This window comes from Microcystis sp. M_OC_Ca_00000000_C217Col (genome assembly GCF_007095585.1).
GTDB classification, from domain to species: domain Bacteria; phylum Cyanobacteriota; class Cyanobacteriia; order Cyanobacteriales; family Microcystaceae; genus Microcystis; species Microcystis panniformis.
In genome coordinates this window covers 1-15610 of record NZ_SFBV01000120.1, presented here as the reverse complement: position 1 = coordinate 15610, position 15610 = coordinate 1, and the positions used below count along the sequence as shown (strand labels likewise).

Annotated in this window: 13 protein-coding genes and 1 pseudogene; 5 read left to right on the top strand and 9 right to left on the bottom strand. The window is 42.6% G+C overall.

Annotation, left to right across the window (positions count from 1 at the left end):
- Positions 1 to 211 precede the first annotated feature (211 nt).
- From EWV66_RS07220 to psb30, 7 genes and pseudogenes are all read right to left on the bottom strand, one after another.
- Entirely contained in the window at positions 212 to 1498 is a 1287-nt protein-coding gene (locus EWV66_RS07220; protein WP_287107693.1) for a GUN4 domain-containing protein, read from the bottom strand.
- A 73-nt stretch (positions 1499 to 1571) separates the two neighbouring features.
- The gene (locus tag EWV66_RS07215; RefSeq protein ID WP_287115927.1) at positions 1572 to 2669 is read right to left on the bottom strand and encodes an NACHT domain-containing protein; all 1098 of its coding nucleotides are present in this window, start codon (positions 2667 to 2669) and stop codon (positions 1572 to 1574) included.
- Between the two features lie 435 nt (positions 2670 to 3104).
- Positions 3105 to 5546 (bottom strand): phosphoenolpyruvate synthase, encoded by a 2442-nt coding sequence (ppsA, locus tag EWV66_RS07210; protein ID WP_185237801.1) that lies wholly within the window; start codon positions 5544 to 5546, stop codon positions 3105 to 3107.
- 350 nt (positions 5547 to 5896) lie between these two features.
- Positions 5897 to 6028 (bottom strand): annotated as a pseudogene (locus EWV66_RS07205) (UPF0175 family protein); the annotation flags it as partial.
- A gap of 335 nt (positions 6029 to 6363) precedes the next feature.
- Complete coding sequence (locus tag EWV66_RS07200) at positions 6364 to 7812, bottom strand: M16 family metallopeptidase (protein ID WP_072925229.1); 1449 nt, start codon at positions 7810 to 7812, stop codon at positions 6364 to 6366.
- Between the two features lie 157 nt (positions 7813 to 7969).
- Complete coding sequence (locus EWV66_RS07195; protein WP_072925226.1) at positions 7970 to 9526, bottom strand: M16 family metallopeptidase; 1557 nt, start codon at positions 9524 to 9526, stop codon at positions 7970 to 7972.
- A 365-nt stretch (positions 9527 to 9891) separates the two neighbouring features.
- A complete protein-coding gene (gene psb30, locus EWV66_RS07190) occupies positions 9892 to 10011 on the bottom strand; it encodes a photosystem II reaction center protein Ycf12/Psb30 (RefSeq protein WP_002736367.1) in 120 nt (39 codons plus the stop codon).
- Positions 10012 to 10186: 175 nt separating this feature from the next.
- Between psb30 and EWV66_RS07185 the strand changes: the two genes are divergently transcribed.
- From EWV66_RS07185 to arsC, 4 genes are all read left to right on the top strand, one after another.
- Positions 10187 to 10525, top strand: coding sequence for an ArsR/SmtB family transcription factor (locus EWV66_RS07185; protein WP_052275460.1), 339 nt, complete (start codon positions 10187 to 10189; stop codon positions 10523 to 10525).
- A 125-nt stretch (positions 10526 to 10650) separates the two neighbouring features.
- Entirely contained in the window at positions 10651 to 11796 is a 1146-nt protein-coding gene (arsB, locus tag EWV66_RS07180) for an ACR3 family arsenite efflux transporter (RefSeq protein WP_052275459.1), read from the top strand.
- A 9-nt stretch (positions 11797 to 11805) separates the two neighbouring features.
- Complete coding sequence (gene arsH / locus EWV66_RS07175; RefSeq protein WP_052275458.1) at positions 11806 to 12453, top strand: arsenical resistance protein ArsH; 648 nt, start codon at positions 11806 to 11808, stop codon at positions 12451 to 12453.
- Positions 12454 to 12476: 23 nt separating this feature from the next.
- The gene (gene arsC, locus EWV66_RS07170; protein ID WP_052275457.1) at positions 12477 to 12875 is read left to right on the top strand and encodes an arsenate reductase, glutathione/glutaredoxin type; all 399 of its coding nucleotides are present in this window, start codon (positions 12477 to 12479) and stop codon (positions 12873 to 12875) included.
- 306 nt (positions 12876 to 13181) lie between these two features.
- Here arsC and EWV66_RS07165 read toward each other — a convergent pair whose 3' ends face one another.
- Both EWV66_RS07165 and EWV66_RS07160 read right to left on the bottom strand, forming a co-directional pair.
- Positions 13182 to 14063 (bottom strand): universal stress protein, encoded by an 882-nt coding sequence (locus EWV66_RS07165; RefSeq protein ID WP_072925224.1) that lies wholly within the window; start codon positions 14061 to 14063, stop codon positions 13182 to 13184.
- A gap of 133 nt (positions 14064 to 14196) precedes the next feature.
- Positions 14197 to 14397, bottom strand: a complete 201-nt coding sequence (locus tag EWV66_RS07160) for an NblA/ycf18 family protein (protein ID WP_002791926.1) — start codon at positions 14395 to 14397, stop codon at positions 14197 to 14199.
- Positions 14398 to 15099: 702 nt separating this feature from the next.
- Between EWV66_RS07160 and EWV66_RS07155 the strand changes: the two genes are divergently transcribed.
- Positions 15100 to 15610, top strand: a 511-nt coding sequence (locus tag EWV66_RS07155) for a nuclease/transposase family protein (RefSeq protein ID WP_502705664.1), incomplete at its 3' end; no start/stop codon positions are given.

The window sequence follows — 15610 nt, the reverse complement described above, 5'->3', positions numbered from 1 at the left end:
TAATTGACCACTGTTACATTTGGTAAATCGAGGAGTTGATCAAAATTTATCCACATAACCCACCTCCTGTTCTGTGTTACTATTATACCATGCTCACACAGAACCTAGAAGAGCCGATTGGTTAATTGCATAGGTTTGATCCCCCCAACCCCCCTTGATAAGGGGGGCTTTTTACTGGTTTAAGATGTATAAGTCTGTGATATATTACAGGTTACAAGTCGCTGCGCCAGAAAAGAGCATAACCAGCCCTTGCGTACTTACTAGGGAACCACTTTAAAAAAGGCAAATGTGCGTGTTTACTACTGTTTAATAAAAAAGTTAGCTCATCATAGCTCAACCAGTGTCCGCTCCTGCGCCACCTGCGCCAACCCACCTCGTCAGCGAATTTTTTATACACATCATAATCGTATTCCCCTGGGACACCACCGCAATCCAGCCAGACTTTTTTCTGCACAGAAAAGCCAAATTTGCCGCCGCTATTATCTACCCAGAGCTTATCAATGGTGCGTAACTCTTCACAGGGAAAGTTGTTAATGCTTTCTTCATCTAGCCAGCCTTCATCTTCCCTTTTAGCAATTAACAACATTAACCGCGCCGTTTCCTCATCGGCTTCGCGCCATTGCCCATTTTTCAGATAGGTTTCTAGTTGGGTAAAGAGAGAAGTCTGTCGTTTTTGTTCTAAAAATTCCAAACCTCGACGTTTTTTAACAGGTAATTCTCGATAACATCGCTCCGCTAATCCCTGAGCTTTAGGATTAGATTGATTATAAAAATAGACAATAAAATCAGTCGGATTAGTCAATAAAGTGGCATACATAATGCAAGCCTCGTACCAGAGATTTTGCTCCCAATTTTCCTTGAGTAAATTTTCTTGTTTTAACCGTTTAACTTCCAAAGCGATTAAATAAGACTGAAAAAGATTATGGGCAAACTCATAGTATTCATCTTTTTTCAAAATTAACTCACTCACATGAATTAACCGCTCTACAAAATCCTTAGCCGAAGTGCTTTCAGGATAACCCAATTCCTGAATAAAATTTTGTGTAGAACTCAGTAATTCCGAATATTCAATCGTGGTTGTATTTCCCATTTTCAGGGCTAATTGTTGTAATACCCGTTGACGATGATTTTCCTCATTATTATCTAAAATCATATCAATGCCCCTAGCTTGAGGGCGAGTGATCAATTGCAGATCAAAAATTCGGCGAAATAAATCCACTCGTTGCTGAGGTAATTTTTGTCCCGATCCAAAGTTTGCCCGATGTAACTGTACTATCATATTCAGATTTAAGGGATTTCTCGCCAAGGCTAATAGAGTAGAACTTTCCCCGGAATCATCGAGAGCAAATAACTGATTAATTAAATCCTTTGCTTTATTGTCGGCAGCTTCTTGTTTAGCTTTTAAACTTCTGCTAACTCTGGTTTCCTGCTCTTGCCAGAAATACCATTTATAGACAAAATCCTGAATATTTTTATCGGTAAATTCATTAATAAACACCTTTTGCCGAGGTTTATGCTCAGAGCTAAACGCTTGATAGTGTGATAATTTTTGCTTATGTAAGGTTAAATGCTTACTGGGCAAGACTTTTAGGACTATTTTGAAAGAAGAAACTATCAGTATAGACCTCGTTTACACACAGAAACCAGAAGAGCCGATAGCCTTTCGGACGAGAGGTTAAAATAAAATAGTTTTGGCGAAAATCTTGCCACTGTTTGCCAATCCATTGACTGACTTTTTCGGCATATTCGGGTTTAACTTCATCAAAACCATCAAACATCACTAACATTCGCTGACGGGTTAAATGACTTTTAGCCCAGTTCTGAGGTAAATCTAATTCTTGAGAAATATCTTGTTTAAGATGTCGCTCAATTAAGGTTGGTAAATCCAATCCTTCTGTGGTGGTAATCACTTCCTGCCATCTCCGTAAACGTAAAAAGACAGGAATTAAAACAGGTGCATTTTGTTTCGGTTGTTTTAGAGCGTAGTTATAGGCTAAATGACGCAATAAAGTTGTTTTTCCTCGTCCACCAGGAGCCAGAATTAACAACCGTAAATTTGTCCTCTTTTTAGCCCGTCGCAATAAATCCCAAATATCATCCCCCGTACCTTTAGATTCTTCTTCTGAGCGCAGTTCTAATTGACTCAGATCCAAATTAATAAAAATTTCTTCTAGTTCTGGGGTAGAAAAACCAAAGATTGCATCTTCAATCCCTTCAATATCATCATAACGACAATCTGAATCCCGTAATTTAATTAAATATTTACCGTCAGGATTAGCTAATTGCCAACGTATTTTTTCCAGTCTTTTGTCTAGCCAAACAAAAAAGCTTAAAGCTGTACCTCTACCATGATTTGTACCGTGGGTTCTTGCCACTTCTAAAAACGCTTTACTCCAGGCTGATCCGTAGGTAAAAAAGCCCGTGACGATAAAGGTGACTCCCCCGACAATAATCGCGTTAACCGTGTCATGTTGACTAAGCCAAGTTAAGCCGCCTGTAATGCTACCCCCGATAATTGGAAGGGAAGGAGCGGAGGTTCGGAGTTGATGGGCAACAAAAGCAGTGATTTTTCCCGTCCAAACTTGAGCCTGTTTACTTTCCTGTTCAAAATCTGATTCTTTTTTCTCTTCAGATTCTGATTCTTCCGGCTTTGCGGTTTTATCGTCCATAAACCCCCTTTGATCAACCTCCTCTAATTATATTAGACCCCTTTGGAGTGGTGTTATTGGCTTATAAGTAGGTAGGCGTTAAAAATTATCAGACACCCATCTTATCAAGGGGGGACTAAGGGGGGATCGGCACCCCCCTTATCAAGGGGGGATTAAGGGGGGATCGAACCGGAAATGTTGCTTTTTTATCCCGATGGACAAGCTTTCACTAGCTATAATGAGGAAAAACAACGAGCGGAACGATTAGCCAATAAACTGCGGGAATTAGGCATTAATCCTGACGAAATCTAAGTTTATCTCTTAATCGCAGTTTAAAGTTAATATTTGTTAAGAGACAACTAAAAAATAGCCATTGGGCTATAGGTATTTTCAGTATGATGAAGTTAGTTGGCTTAGTACAAAAAAAGGTGGGACTTGCCCACCTTTATCACTAAACTATTGTCCTTGCTCCACTGCTGCCACCATCAATAAAGTTTTGAGGACAGAATCAGGATTAAGACTGATGGAATCGATGCCTAATTCCACTAAAAATTGAGCAAATTCGGGGTAATCACTGGGGGCTTGACCACAGATACCGATTTTGCGATTATGGGCTTTAGCGGTTTCAATAGCCATTTTCACCATGCGTTTAACTCCCTCATTCCGTTCATCAAAAAGATGGGCAACTAGGGCAGAATCCCGATCTAATCCTAAGGTTAATTGGGTCAAATCATTGGAACCGATCGAAAATCCGTCAAACACCTGAGCAAATTGGTCGGCAAGAATTACATTACTTGGTAACTCACACATCACATAAACTTGCAAACCATTAACCCCGCGTTCGAGACCATTTTTCGCCATTTCTTCGAGGACTCTCATTCCTTCTTCGGGGGTACGACAGAAAGGAATCATCGGAATCACATTAGTTAATCCCATTTCTTCCCGGACCATTTTCAGCGCCCGACATTCCAAAGCGAAAGCCTCGCGATAATTAGGATCAGTATAACGGGAAGCGCCGCGCCAACCGATCATCGGGTTTTCTTCCTTGGGTTCAAAGGGTTTGCCACCCAATAAATTAGCGTATTCATTGGATTTAAAATCGGACATCCGCACAATTACATCTTTGGGGTAGAATGCGGCTGCAATCATGGCAATTCCCCGGGCCAATTTATCGACGAAAAATTGGGGTTTATCCTCGTAGTGTTTGGTTAATTCGGCGATTTGGTCTTTTACGTCTCCTTCTTCCAGTTCGTGGAATTTCAGCAAAGCGCTGGGGTGGGCCTGAATATGGTTAGCGATAATAAACTCTAGACGCGCCAAACCGACCCCTTGGGCAGGAATATCGGCAAAAGCGAAGGCTTTTTCGGGATTACCGATATTCATGAGGATTTTTGTCCGAGTTTGGGGCAAATTATCCAAGTGAGTTTCGCAAATTTCAAAGGGTAGCAATCCGAGGTAAACTTTCCCTTCATCCCCTTCCGCACAGCAAACGGTGACTTCCTGACCGGTTTTAATCGTTTCCGTGGCATTATTGCAACCCACGATCGCCGGAATGCCCATTTCTCGTGCGATAATAGCGGCATGGCAAGTACGACCACCTTGATTAGTCACGATCGCGCTTGCTTGTTTCATAATCGGTTCCCAGTCGGGATCCGTGCGATTGGTGACGAGAACTTCTCCCGGTTTAAAGTTGTTGATTTTATCTACACTGAGGATGACTCTGGCTTTTCCTTGACCGATTGCCGCACCTACACTCCGTCCCACCGCTAAAACTTGACTTCTTTGCTTAATCTCGTAGGATTTAAGGATATTAGCGGCTTTTTGCGATTGTACGGTTTCTGGACGCGCCTGAACGATAAACAGTTCTCCCGTGATCCCATCTTTTGCCCATTCGATGTCCATGGGGGTGTAGGTTCCGCGCACTTGCGAGTAATGTTCCTCGATTTCGGCTGTCCAACGGGCTAAAGTGAGGATTTCTTGGTCATTAATGCAGAATTGATCCTGTTCTAGCTTGTTAACTCGGATATTCTTGGTTAGACGCGATCCTCCATCATCGTAGATCATCTTGATCGCTTTACTGCCGAGGCGTTTTTCGAGGATGGGTTTGTAACCGTTTTTAAGAGTCGGTTTAAAAACCAGATATTCGTCGGGGTTAACGGCTCCTTGCACGACATTTTCCCCTAAACCGTAGGCTGCCGTGATTAAAGCGGCATTTTTGAACCCTGTTTCCGTATCGATGGAAAACATCACCCCGGAGGTGGCTAGATCTGAACGCACCATTTTTTGGACACCGACGGAAAGGGCGACGGAAAAGTGATCGAAACCGTTATGATGACGGTAGGAAATAGCGCGATCGGTGAATAAAGAGGCAAAACATTTATGGCAAGCTTCTAAAACTCCCCTCACCCCTTGCACGTTGAGATAGGTTTCCTGTTGTCCGGCAAAACTCGCTTCTGGTAAGTCTTCGGCAGTGGCGCTTGAGCGAACGGCCACATCGATGGAATGATAGAGATCATCGCCATAACGTTCACAGAGTCGGCGATAGGCAATAGCGATCGCATGACTTAAATCATCGGGGAACGGTGTATTGAGGATTAATGTGCGCGCTTGTTTACCTTTTTCCTGCAAGTTCTGCACATCGTTTTCGTCTAAATCTTGGAAAATTTGTCTTAATTGTGCGTCTAGTCCGGCTTTTTCGACAAAGTGACGGTAAGCGTAAGCGGTGGTGGCGAATCCTGTGGGGACATTAATCCCTTTTGGGGTTAATTGTTGGATCATTTCGCCTAAGGAGGAGTTTTTGCCGCCGACTAATCCTACATCTTTGCTGTCCACTTCTTCAAACCACAGAATTAATGCTTGTTCTCTAGAGGTTCTCGCAACATCTTGTAGTAGCATCATAAGTATTTTTACCTCTGTACTTTATACTTTCAGTTTAGCGACATACCATCTTCAAAAATCCTTGAGTTTGATATTTATTTACAAAACTCTATAATAGCCAACTCAGCCACGATCACCCTATCTCTAAAGGGTTTAATTGTCTAGCTACTTAACACAAAAATTAACAAACTAATCAGGAGTCTCAACAGTAACTTTCCTCAATGATAGCCTTAGTTATCTCAAAATAGTTACAGCAGTTATCTCAATGGTGAGATAGGAAGTTTTCGTTTTGGGGAGTCGGTCGTCAGCAGTCAGGAGTCAATACCAAATTAGGTTATACTTTTTTTTATGAGAAGGGCTGTAATTTAGCTTTAGGCATTTTCAAGGTCTGATAATAGTTCTTCTTCTGTTAAGTCAATCATCCCTACGCCAAAATCGGTCAATCTCAATAAAAAATTAACCCTATCCACTCCTAATAAATTGGCAGCCATACCCGATGAAATAAGTAGCTGGTTATAATTAAATTAAAAATGGATTTTAGGTTCGATCCCCCCTGCCCCCCTTGATAAGGGGGGTGCCGATAGGCGGGGGGATCCCCCTTAATAAGGGGGGCATCTGATAATTTTTAACGCCTACCTACTTAGGTTTCATCTCAAAGAGTTTTACTACCATAGATCAAGTTGCTTCTCTCTCGAATTCCTCGCGGTTTTTTTGAAGAAAGTCGGGTAAATTTTCAGGATAATTTATGGTGAGTTGTAAAGTCATATCTCCTGCTATATTTATCTCATTTTTTTAGGTTGGATTTCACCTAGTTTAGCTCAATCCAACCTAGATTTATTTATATTTGTGTGATGGTAACATCAACAGTTTTAACCGTAGTTCCCAAACTGGATAGAGGAGGTTGAATTTCCTGTTCATTACCCACCACAAGAGTCACAATTTGATTCGGTTGCAGATATTGTTGGGCCACTCGTTGAATATCGGCAATTGTCACCCCTTTTACCGCTTGTTGATAACGGAAGATAAAATCTTGGGGATAACCATAGTATTCATAGGTCATCAATCGCGATAAATTCTGACCAGGTTTCTCAAACTTAAAAACAAAAGAATTGAGAATAGCATTTTTAGCGTCTTCTAATTCTTTGGCAGTAACGGGTTGATTGCGAAGGCGCTCGATTTCGCCTAAAATTGCCTTAATAAAAGGTACGGTGGCATCGGTGCGAGTTTGACCTCCGGCAATAAATAAACCGGGATAATCATAACGACTATTCCAGACACCATAGACAGAATAAGCTAATCCTTGACGGGAGCGCACTTCATTAAATAAACGACCACCAAAACCGCTTAAAATCTCATTTAATACCGTTAAAGCAGGATAGTCGGGACTATCCAAACGGCCCCCAAGATGACCTAATAAAACGCTACTCTGGGTTAATTGGGGTTGATTGACGACAAAAACACCTTGAAGATTTTTTTGGGTTGCCGAAGGGGTGACAATTTTAGGGGTAGTGGCGGGATTTTTCCAATCGCCAAAAGTCTTATTGATTAATGCTTTCATCGACTGAGAATCAAAATCACCGACAATTCCTAAAATTATTTGGTCGGGACGGACATAGGTACGATAAAAATCGATTAAATCCTGACGGTCAATATTAGCTAAAGTCCTATATTCTACAGTACGAGCGTAGGGGCTATTATCACCATAGACTAGCTTTTTAAACTCCCGACTAGCAATATCACTGGGATCATCATTACGTCGAGCAATTGCTCCTTTTTCCTGAACTTTAGCTAATTCCACCCTCTGACTTTCAAAAGCTGGGGAACGCAAAACCTCAGCAAAGAGATTAAAAACTGCTTCTAAATCTTCACTAAGGGCGCTAAAACTAGCAGTTCCAGCGTTAAGATCGATCGAGGTTTCTACGAGGGCTGCTCTTTGTTCTAATACTTGATTTAAGACATTAGAAGGATGTTTTTCCGTGCCACCACTACGCAGCACGGTTCCAGTAATATCGGCTAATCCGACTTTTTCCCCCGGTTCTAATCTTCCTCCCGTCCGAATCATCGCCGTACCACTCACTAAAGGTAAGCTGGGATCCTCCACTAAATAAACCACCATACCATTATCTAGTTGATAGCGCTCGTATTGGGGAACTGTAACTTCAGGAAGGGGAGGAAAAGTTAAATCGGTAAAATGTCGCGGGGTTTGGGCAATTGCCGGGGAACGAAAAGCTAGGACACCTATCAGGGTGAGCAGGATTAAACCTAGCCATTGTAAGCGTTTTTTCATGATTATATTTATTTTAGGTTTTAGGTTTTAGGTTTTAGGGTGTTAGGGTGTTGGGGTGTTGGGGTGTTGGGGTGGTCACTGCGTGCGCGTTGCGGAGGGTGATGGGGTTTTAGTTGAAATTCCCCCATTTCCCCACTTCCCCCATTTCCCCATCTCTCTATTTTGGTAAAATTCGGCCAATAGTGCGATTTTCGGGGGTAAAAGTCTCTTTAGCCACTCGTTGAATATCGGCTGCCGTGACAGCATTATAAGCATCTAATTGGGCGAATAAATTACGCCAATCGCCGGTTTTTACCTCGTATTCAATCAAGGATCGCGCCATGCCCATGTTAGAATCAAGACCTCTTAATAGGGCTGCCCGTAGTTGATTTTTAACCCGTTCTAATTCCTGTTCCGAAACCGGTTCATTTTTCAATCTTTCCAACTCCAAATTTAAACCCTGCGCTACTTCCTCCAGGCTGACATTAGGAGCGCTCAGAGCATAGAATAACAGCAAATTCGGGTATTTATCTCCCGGAAAGCCGTTAAATCCCTGAGCAGCGAGGGCAAGTTGTTTGTCCTCCACTAAAGCTTTATACAGTCGCGAAGTTCTTCCTTCACTCATTAAAGTGGCGATAACCTCGTAAACCGCATGATCGGGATGATTGAGGGCGGGACGATGGTATCCTTCTAAATACCAAGGCTGCGAGTCTAATTTTAGGGTAATTTCCTTTGTTTTGGTTTGCTCCGGCTCTACTACCGTCACCTGGGGGGGTTTCGGTTTAGCGGGAAAACGACCAAAATAAACCTCAGCTAACTGTTTGACCTGTTCTGGGTCCACATCTCCGGCGATAGCTATGGTTAAATTACTGGCAGGATAAAATTTATCGAAAAAGTTTTGGATATCTGAGGGTTCCAGATTGCGAATATCTCGATCGTAGCCGATAACGGGACGTTTGTAGGGATGGACAGTATAAGCTTGATCGAGAAAAGCTTCGATTAATAGACCCAAGGGGCTATTATCCGTCCGCATCCGTCTTTCTTCCAGAATTACGTCTTTTTCTTTGTAAAATTCCCGTTGGAACACCGGTTCTAAAAATCGTTCCGATTCCAAAGACATCCACAATTCCAATTTATTCGACGGGAAGCTGTAAAAATAGCTAGTTGCATCGGTGGAAGTGGTGGCATTTAAACCGACTCCTCCCTGGGTTTCGACGATTTGCCCGTATTCGTTGCGTTGGACGAATTTCTCGGACTCTGCCTTCGCTTGTTGAAATTCTTCCGTTAATTTAGCCACTTCTGCGCTTTTACCCGCTTTTTTGGCCGCTTGTAGTTCTTTGTCTATAGCTTCAAGGCGATCGAGGACTTTTTTCTCGCTAAGATAATCGCTAGTACCAATGGTTTTTGTGCCTTTAAAGGCTAAATGTTCCAAAAAGTGGGCAACTCCTGTTTTACCGTCTGGTTCATCAGCACCTCCCACATCCGCGTAGGTGACAAAGGAAATAACCGGGGCATCGCGATTTTCTAGGATAATGAATTTTAGTCCGTTGTCGAGGCGAAATTCGGTAATTTTTTGTTGAAATTGCTTAAGGTAGGGGGTAATCGATTGTACATCGGCTGGTTGCTCTTTCGCTTGGGCAAGAAGGGGTGAGAAACTCCCAAAACCCCAAAACACAACGAAAGCCACCCAAAAGCCGATTACAGCCCGATAATAGGGGGTATTTTTAATGATCATAGATAGTTTTATCAGGTATCGTGGGAGCGAGAGATCGATCGCTATGTTCGATCTTAGCAGTCGATTGTTAGGAGAGGGGAGATGGGGCGCTTTTTTCAGTGTTGCCAAAGGCACGGCGTAGCCGTCCAGTAAACAGTAATCAGTTATCAGTGGGGGGTGGGGGAGTGGGAAGTGGGGAAGTGGGGAAGTAAAGTATCCTCTGGAACCCTACCCTGATTCTGTCGTTTTTAGTTGCACATCGCGTCACATCTGATAACTGATAACTGATAACTGATGACTGATGACTGACTTTTAGACAAAAAATCTCTCCCTAAAGAGGAGAGAAGTCAAAAAAAGCACGAATAACAATGGGTGGGAGGCGGTTTTTATAGGTCGCCGCCACGAAAAGCTAGTAGGAAAATGACAAAGGGGCCAGCTAACATGATTAGCGCCACGAAGGTGAGTTGAAAAATGGGTTCTAAATTGAGAGCCGCAAATAATTCCATGATGTCTCCTAACCTGTTTACAATGATTTAAAAGGCTAATCTGGTCAAAACCATTGTCTATCATACAGGGGATGATTCGCTGGTTTTCCTGATTCGATACAAAAATACATAAAGTTTTGTTGCAATTCTGAATTTTCCCGCTTTCCTCTTTCCTTCCCACCGAGGGACCATCTCAATGTTCAACTCTCTGACCACATCTCCCGACTCGTTAACCCGGATTTATACTGGTTTTCAGGCACTCTCGGATCCCCTGCGACTGCAAATTCTGCAACTTTTGCGACATCAGGAATTATGCGTCTGTGAATTGCGCGACCATCTTGATATCGCCCAATCTAAATTATCTTTTCACCTAAAAACGCTAAAAGAAGCCAATTTAGTCCGCAGTCGTCAAGAGGGTCGTTGGATCTACTACAGCCTGAATCTATCTCAATTTCTTCTCCTAGAAGAATATCTATCCGAATATCGTCGTTTTGCTGCCCTCGTCCCCGCTCGTTTCTGCGAGGAAAATCAGTAACCAATCAAGATTTTTAGAAATATTAAAGCTTTATGACTGGCTTTTACCCTTGACATATCAACTTTTTTTGAAATAATAAAGGTGGATTACCCAATCTCCCATCATTCCCTTTCCACCTTTGTGCGATGACTAATCAAATCAATCCTAAAGCCGCCAAAGCTGGTGGTAGCCTTAGTGTTTTTGAAAAATATCTTACCCTTTGGGTTATTTTCTGTATTTTGGCGGGAATTGCCCTCGGTCGGTTATTTCCGGACGTAGCGCGGACTTTAGATGCCATGAGTATCTATAACGTTTCTATTCCGATCGCCATCTGTCTTTTCTTCATGATGTATCCGATCATGGTTAAGATCGACTTTTCTCAAGCTCTTCGGGCTGCCCGTACTCCCAAACCAGTTATTTTAACTTTAGTGGTTAATTGGCTGATCAAACCCTTTACCATGGTGGCGCTGGCTCAATTTTTTCTCGGCTGGCTGTTTCTGCCTTGGTTGAGTCAAACGGAGATTATCCGAGGACAGACGGTAAGTTTAGCTAGTTCCTACACTGCTGGAGCCATTTTACTAGGAATTGCTCCCTGTACGGCCATGGTCTTGATGTGGGGCTATCTTTCCTACAGTAACCAGGGTCATACCCTAATTATGGTAGCAGTCAATTCCCTAGCGATGCTTTTTCTCTACGCTCCCCTAGGTAAATGGTTACTGGCAGCTAATAATTTTGTAGTCCCCTGGCAGACCATTGTTCTTTCTGTGTTAATCTACGTTGGTTTACCGCTTATTGCTGGTATTTATAGCCGTCACTGGATTTTTAAACATAAAGGACGGGCCTGGTTTGAATCGCGTTTTCTTCACTATCTCAGTCCTGTGGCAATCACTGCCTTATTGTTAACCTTAATCCTGCTTTTTGCTTTCAAAGGCGATTTAATTGTTAGTAATCCCCTGCATATTTTCCTGATTGCTATTCCCCTGTTTATTCAAACTAATCTGATTTTTTTTCTTAGTTATGTGGCCGCTCTCAAACTCAATTTAGTTTACGAAGATGCCGCTCCCGCTGCTTTAATTGGTGCTAGTAATCATTTTGAGGTAGCGATCGCCACTGCGGTGATGTTATTCGGATTGAATTCGGGGGCTGCTTTAGCGACAGTAGTGGGGGTATTGATTGAAGTACCTGTGATGTTAATGTTGGTAGAATTCTGTAAAAAAACCGCCTTTTGGTTTCCCAGAGATCCAGAAAAAGCTACCCTTCTCGATCCTCGTTGCTTGAGTCCTTACAAATAATTATTCACCATGATCCAATCGACTCACAAACCGAGAATTCTTTTTCTGTATGGCTCTTTGCGGGAACGTTCCTACAGTCGTTTATTAGCAGAAGAAGCGGCCAGAATTATCACTGAATATGGGGCAGAAGTGCGCTTTTTTGATCCCCGTGAATTGCCGATTTATGGCAGTGTTCCCGATACTCATGCCAAGGTGCAAGAATTACGAGAATTAAGTCAATGGTCTGAGGGTCAAGTCTGGTCATCTCCCGAACTTCACGGCAATATTAGCGGCATTATCAAAAACCAAATTGATTGGATTCCCTTGAGTATTGGTGCGATTCGGCCAACCCAAGGCCGCACCTTAGCAGTCATGCAAGTAAGCGGAGGTTCCCAATCTTTTAACGCGGTTAACACTCTGCGAATTCTTGGTCGTTGGATGCGAATGTTTACTATTCCCAATCAGTCTTCGGTGGCTAAAGCTTATCAGGAGTTTAACGAGGATGGCACGATGAAAGATTCCCCCTATCGAGATCGAGTTATTGATGTAATGGAGGAACTTTATAAGTTTACCATTCTCCTGCGAGATCAGGTAGATTATCTGACCGATCGCTATAGTGAAAGAAAGGAAAAAGCCGCCCAAGAAATAGTCACAATTGCCCATAAAGCTATTAATTAAATCAATTCCTAGGAGTTAAAATCATGAAAAGAGTCATGTTTGCCTGTAGAAAAAATTCCTGTCGTTCCCAAATCGCCGAAGGTTTCGCTAAAACTTTAGGTGCGGGCAAAATTGCTGTCACCAGTTCCGGATTAGAAGCGGCCAAAGTTCACCCCCGAGCAATCGAAGTTATGGGGGAAATTGGTATCGATATTACTGACCAAACTTCCAAATCAATTAGGGATTTTAATCCTGAAGATTACGATGCAGTTATCTCCCTATGTGGTTGCGGTGTCAATCTGCCGGAAGGATGGGTTTTACAGGAAATTTTCGAGGATTGGTTAATTGATGATCCCGATGGTCAACCTATCGAAACTTTTCGCCGAGTTCGCGATGAAATTAAGGCTAAAGTTATCGGATTAATCGAGCAGTTAAGTAGGTAGGTTTTAAAAGTTGTCAGACACCCCCCTTATCAAGGGTGGTAGGGTAGGGTTGATTCATGAATCAACCCTACTATGAATCAACCCTACTATGAATCAACCCTACTATGAATCAACCCTAGGGGGCAGTGGGGATCAGAGGCAAAATCCATCTTTAATTTAATTATAACTATTTACTTAAGTTAATTTCTGCCAAATTTTTGCGGTTCTCTTGTCGTTTGTGTGATAGATTTTAGCGCTCGAATCTGTCTTCCTCTCTGTGTTCTTTGTGTCTCTGTGGTTTATCCCCAAGAGAATCTTTTTTATAGCTTATCCCTTGGGGGAGAAAAATAAGAGCGGAAACCACAGTTGATGAAGAATATCTTCATTAATTCGACGCACAGCTAACCATTCCAACATATTAGAACGATGGGAGGTGGCCACAGCGATCGCACTGATATCATCTTCTTCTGCTGCCGTCAAAACTTCTAATACAGGTGTTCCCTGTCGCACTTGGCTCTGTACTTGCAAACCGAGTTTTTCTAGTCGCGCTTGCACCGATTCTAATTCCCGATGGGCATCATTTAAACGAGATTCGGTGACACTGGGATCGCGACTGATATTTTCCACTACCCGGACGAGGAGACATTGCTCAAAAGAACCGGGGGAGCGAGTTTGAGCGTATTTTTCTATCTGTTCAATTAGATAAATTGCGTCGGGACTGCCATCGTAGGGAATTAATAAATGTTTCCAGAGATGCTGACAGCGCAGGGCTAATTCATCGCGAGTATAAACTGATAATAATTGCGGTCGGAAAATCAGCAGCGGAATATCGGTAATACCTGCGATCGCTAAACTGGTACTACCGAATAATTTTTCTTGGACGGCACCGCGCATGGGATTGCCCATCAAAATCACGTCAATAGAGTGATGCGCGAGGATTTCCCGCACGGCATCCACGGGACGACGGTTAGAGATTTCGACAATAACTGTCATGCCGTCGGGAATATTTGCTAAAGCTGGGGATAATTTTTCTTTAGCCGCGTCAATTTTTCCTTGATCTACGGCAGCTAGGGTGGGTTGTTCCCAAATCGGAATACTGTGGAGGAAGATAACTTGTTTTAAGCCGCTCAGGGCTAAGTGTGGCACACAATGGACAAGACGATGGAGACCATCGAAAAGATCTGTACAGATCAAAGCGCGCTCGAACATAAATTAACCCCTAGCAATTCGGTTATTCTTCCCTAAGAATAGCTAAAAAGGTGAAGAAATGCGCCCCGCATCCCTAGCTCGTTTCCGCAGAAACCCAGCCGGAGAAAGAGGTCGCCCGCAGGGGTGAAATGAGTTATTGGGAAGCCCAGGGATTAGAATCTAGACCCCACTGGTGTTTGAGAAAAGCTTTGTACATATTTTCCCTGACCATCATTTGTTCGTAGAGCTTGATCAGGAAATCCTGCGCTTGCTCCTGACTCATTTTTTCTACCTGAGTCTGAAAAGAACGAATGTTGAACTGTTGTTCTAAGGAAAGTTCGATCGGTTGAGACATGGTGTTTCTCCTCGATGAAGACAGTGGTTGATAACAAGCGAGATGGGTGATTGGTATCACCTCTTTTCTTTAACTAATGTAACAAATACTTGACAAAGTGTCAATGTATCTGTAAAGAGGGTTTTGCTTTTCCCCTCCTGTTAGCTAGGATACCCCGCCGTCAAAAGGAAAGAAGCATATAATGATACATTTAGCAAGAGTTTTAATAAAATTTTGCTTACTGTGAACAAATACTTAAGTAGTTATACTTAGGTAGCCCAGGGCGAGAGAAAATATTTGACAAATTGTGTAAACATTCTGTAATAATCGAAAAGAGCGACATAAATCGGGTAAGTTGAATGATTAGGCCTGTTAACAGCTAAAAACGTAACCCCTAGATCCCGTCCCTCTCGTTGAAATCGTTAAGGATAGTCAAAATTGACGGACACAGCCGCTATCGTGCAGAAACTACAAGCTTATCGCTGGGAAACATCCTCCTTAGCTCTGTTTGCCTTAAAAAAATCAGCATACAGGCACGGAATGTCGCACAAGTTTTTACCTAAAATGTCGGATGAATGCCCCCGCTACATTTTTCGACAAGATACTCAGCTTTGCGGGGGATGAAATCCGACCAGAATATCAACCGCAGAGCATCGGTTTAATTCCACAATCTGTGGGTAAACTGTGTTATAATTAACTTAGCCAAGGGTCGAGGATTGTTAGATGCTAGTCGTAGAAGCAAAGCTAAAAAACGGAACACCAGAGCAATATCACCGGCTTGATGAAGCTATCAAAACTTCTCAGTTTGTGCGTAATTCTTGTGTTCGTTATTGGCGGTCCAATCAAGGGACAACCCGCAATGATCTCCAAAAACTTTGCGCGGTACTAGCTAAAAATAAAGAGACACCATGGGTTAATAAATTAAACTCTCAAGCTCGTCAATCGGCTGCTGATAGAGCCTGGCAATCAATTAATAGATTTTATCAGAATTGTCATGCTAAGATACCGGGAAAAAAGGGTTTTCCTCGGTTCAAAAAACATAACCGTTCGGTTGAGTATAAACTAACGGGCTACAAACTATCAGATGATCGACGTAAAATCAAGTTCACTGATGTCTTTAAAGCAGGAGAATTTGATTTATGGTGTAGTCAAAAGACCTTAGTTTATTATTCAGAGCAACAGATTAGACGGGTAAGAGTTGTTAGACGTGCTGACGGTTATTATTGCCAGTTTC

What these genes read in the sequence shown, in the direction of transcription:
- arsC (WP_052275457.1), top strand. Translation starts at nt 12,477, where the DNA reads ATGAAAAGAGTCATGTTTGCCTGTAGAAAAAATTCCTGTCGTTCCCAA.
- psb30 (WP_002736367.1), bottom strand. Translation starts at nt 10,011, where the DNA reads ATGGAATTATTTGCGGCTCTCAATTTAGAACCCATTTTTCAACTCACC.
- EWV66_RS07185 (WP_052275460.1), top strand. Translation starts at nt 10,187, where the DNA reads ATGTTCAACTCTCTGACCACATCTCCCGACTCGTTAACCCGGATTTAT.
- arsH (WP_052275458.1), top strand. Translation starts at nt 11,806, where the DNA reads ATGATCCAATCGACTCACAAACCGAGAATTCTTTTTCTGTATGGCTCT.
- EWV66_RS07160 (WP_002791926.1), bottom strand. Translation starts at nt 14,397, where the DNA reads ATGTCTCAACCGATCGAACTTTCCTTAGAACAACAGTTCAACATTCGT.
- EWV66_RS07200 (WP_072925229.1), bottom strand. Translation starts at nt 7,812, where the DNA reads ATGAAAAAACGCTTACAATGGCTAGGTTTAATCCTGCTCACCCTGATA.
- EWV66_RS07165 (WP_072925224.1), bottom strand. Translation starts at nt 14,063, where the DNA reads ATGTTCGAGCGCGCTTTGATCTGTACAGATCTTTTCGATGGTCTCCAT.
- ppsA (WP_185237801.1), bottom strand. Translation starts at nt 5,546, where the DNA reads ATGATGCTACTACAAGATGTTGCGAGAACCTCTAGAGAACAAGCATTA.
- EWV66_RS07195 (WP_072925226.1), bottom strand. Translation starts at nt 9,526, where the DNA reads ATGATCATTAAAAATACCCCCTATTATCGGGCTGTAATCGGCTTTTGG.
- EWV66_RS07215 (WP_287115927.1), bottom strand. Translation starts at nt 2,669, where the DNA reads ATGGACGATAAAACCGCAAAGCCGGAAGAATCAGAATCTGAAGAGAAA.
- arsB (WP_052275459.1), top strand. Translation starts at nt 10,651, where the DNA reads ATGACTAATCAAATCAATCCTAAAGCCGCCAAAGCTGGTGGTAGCCTT.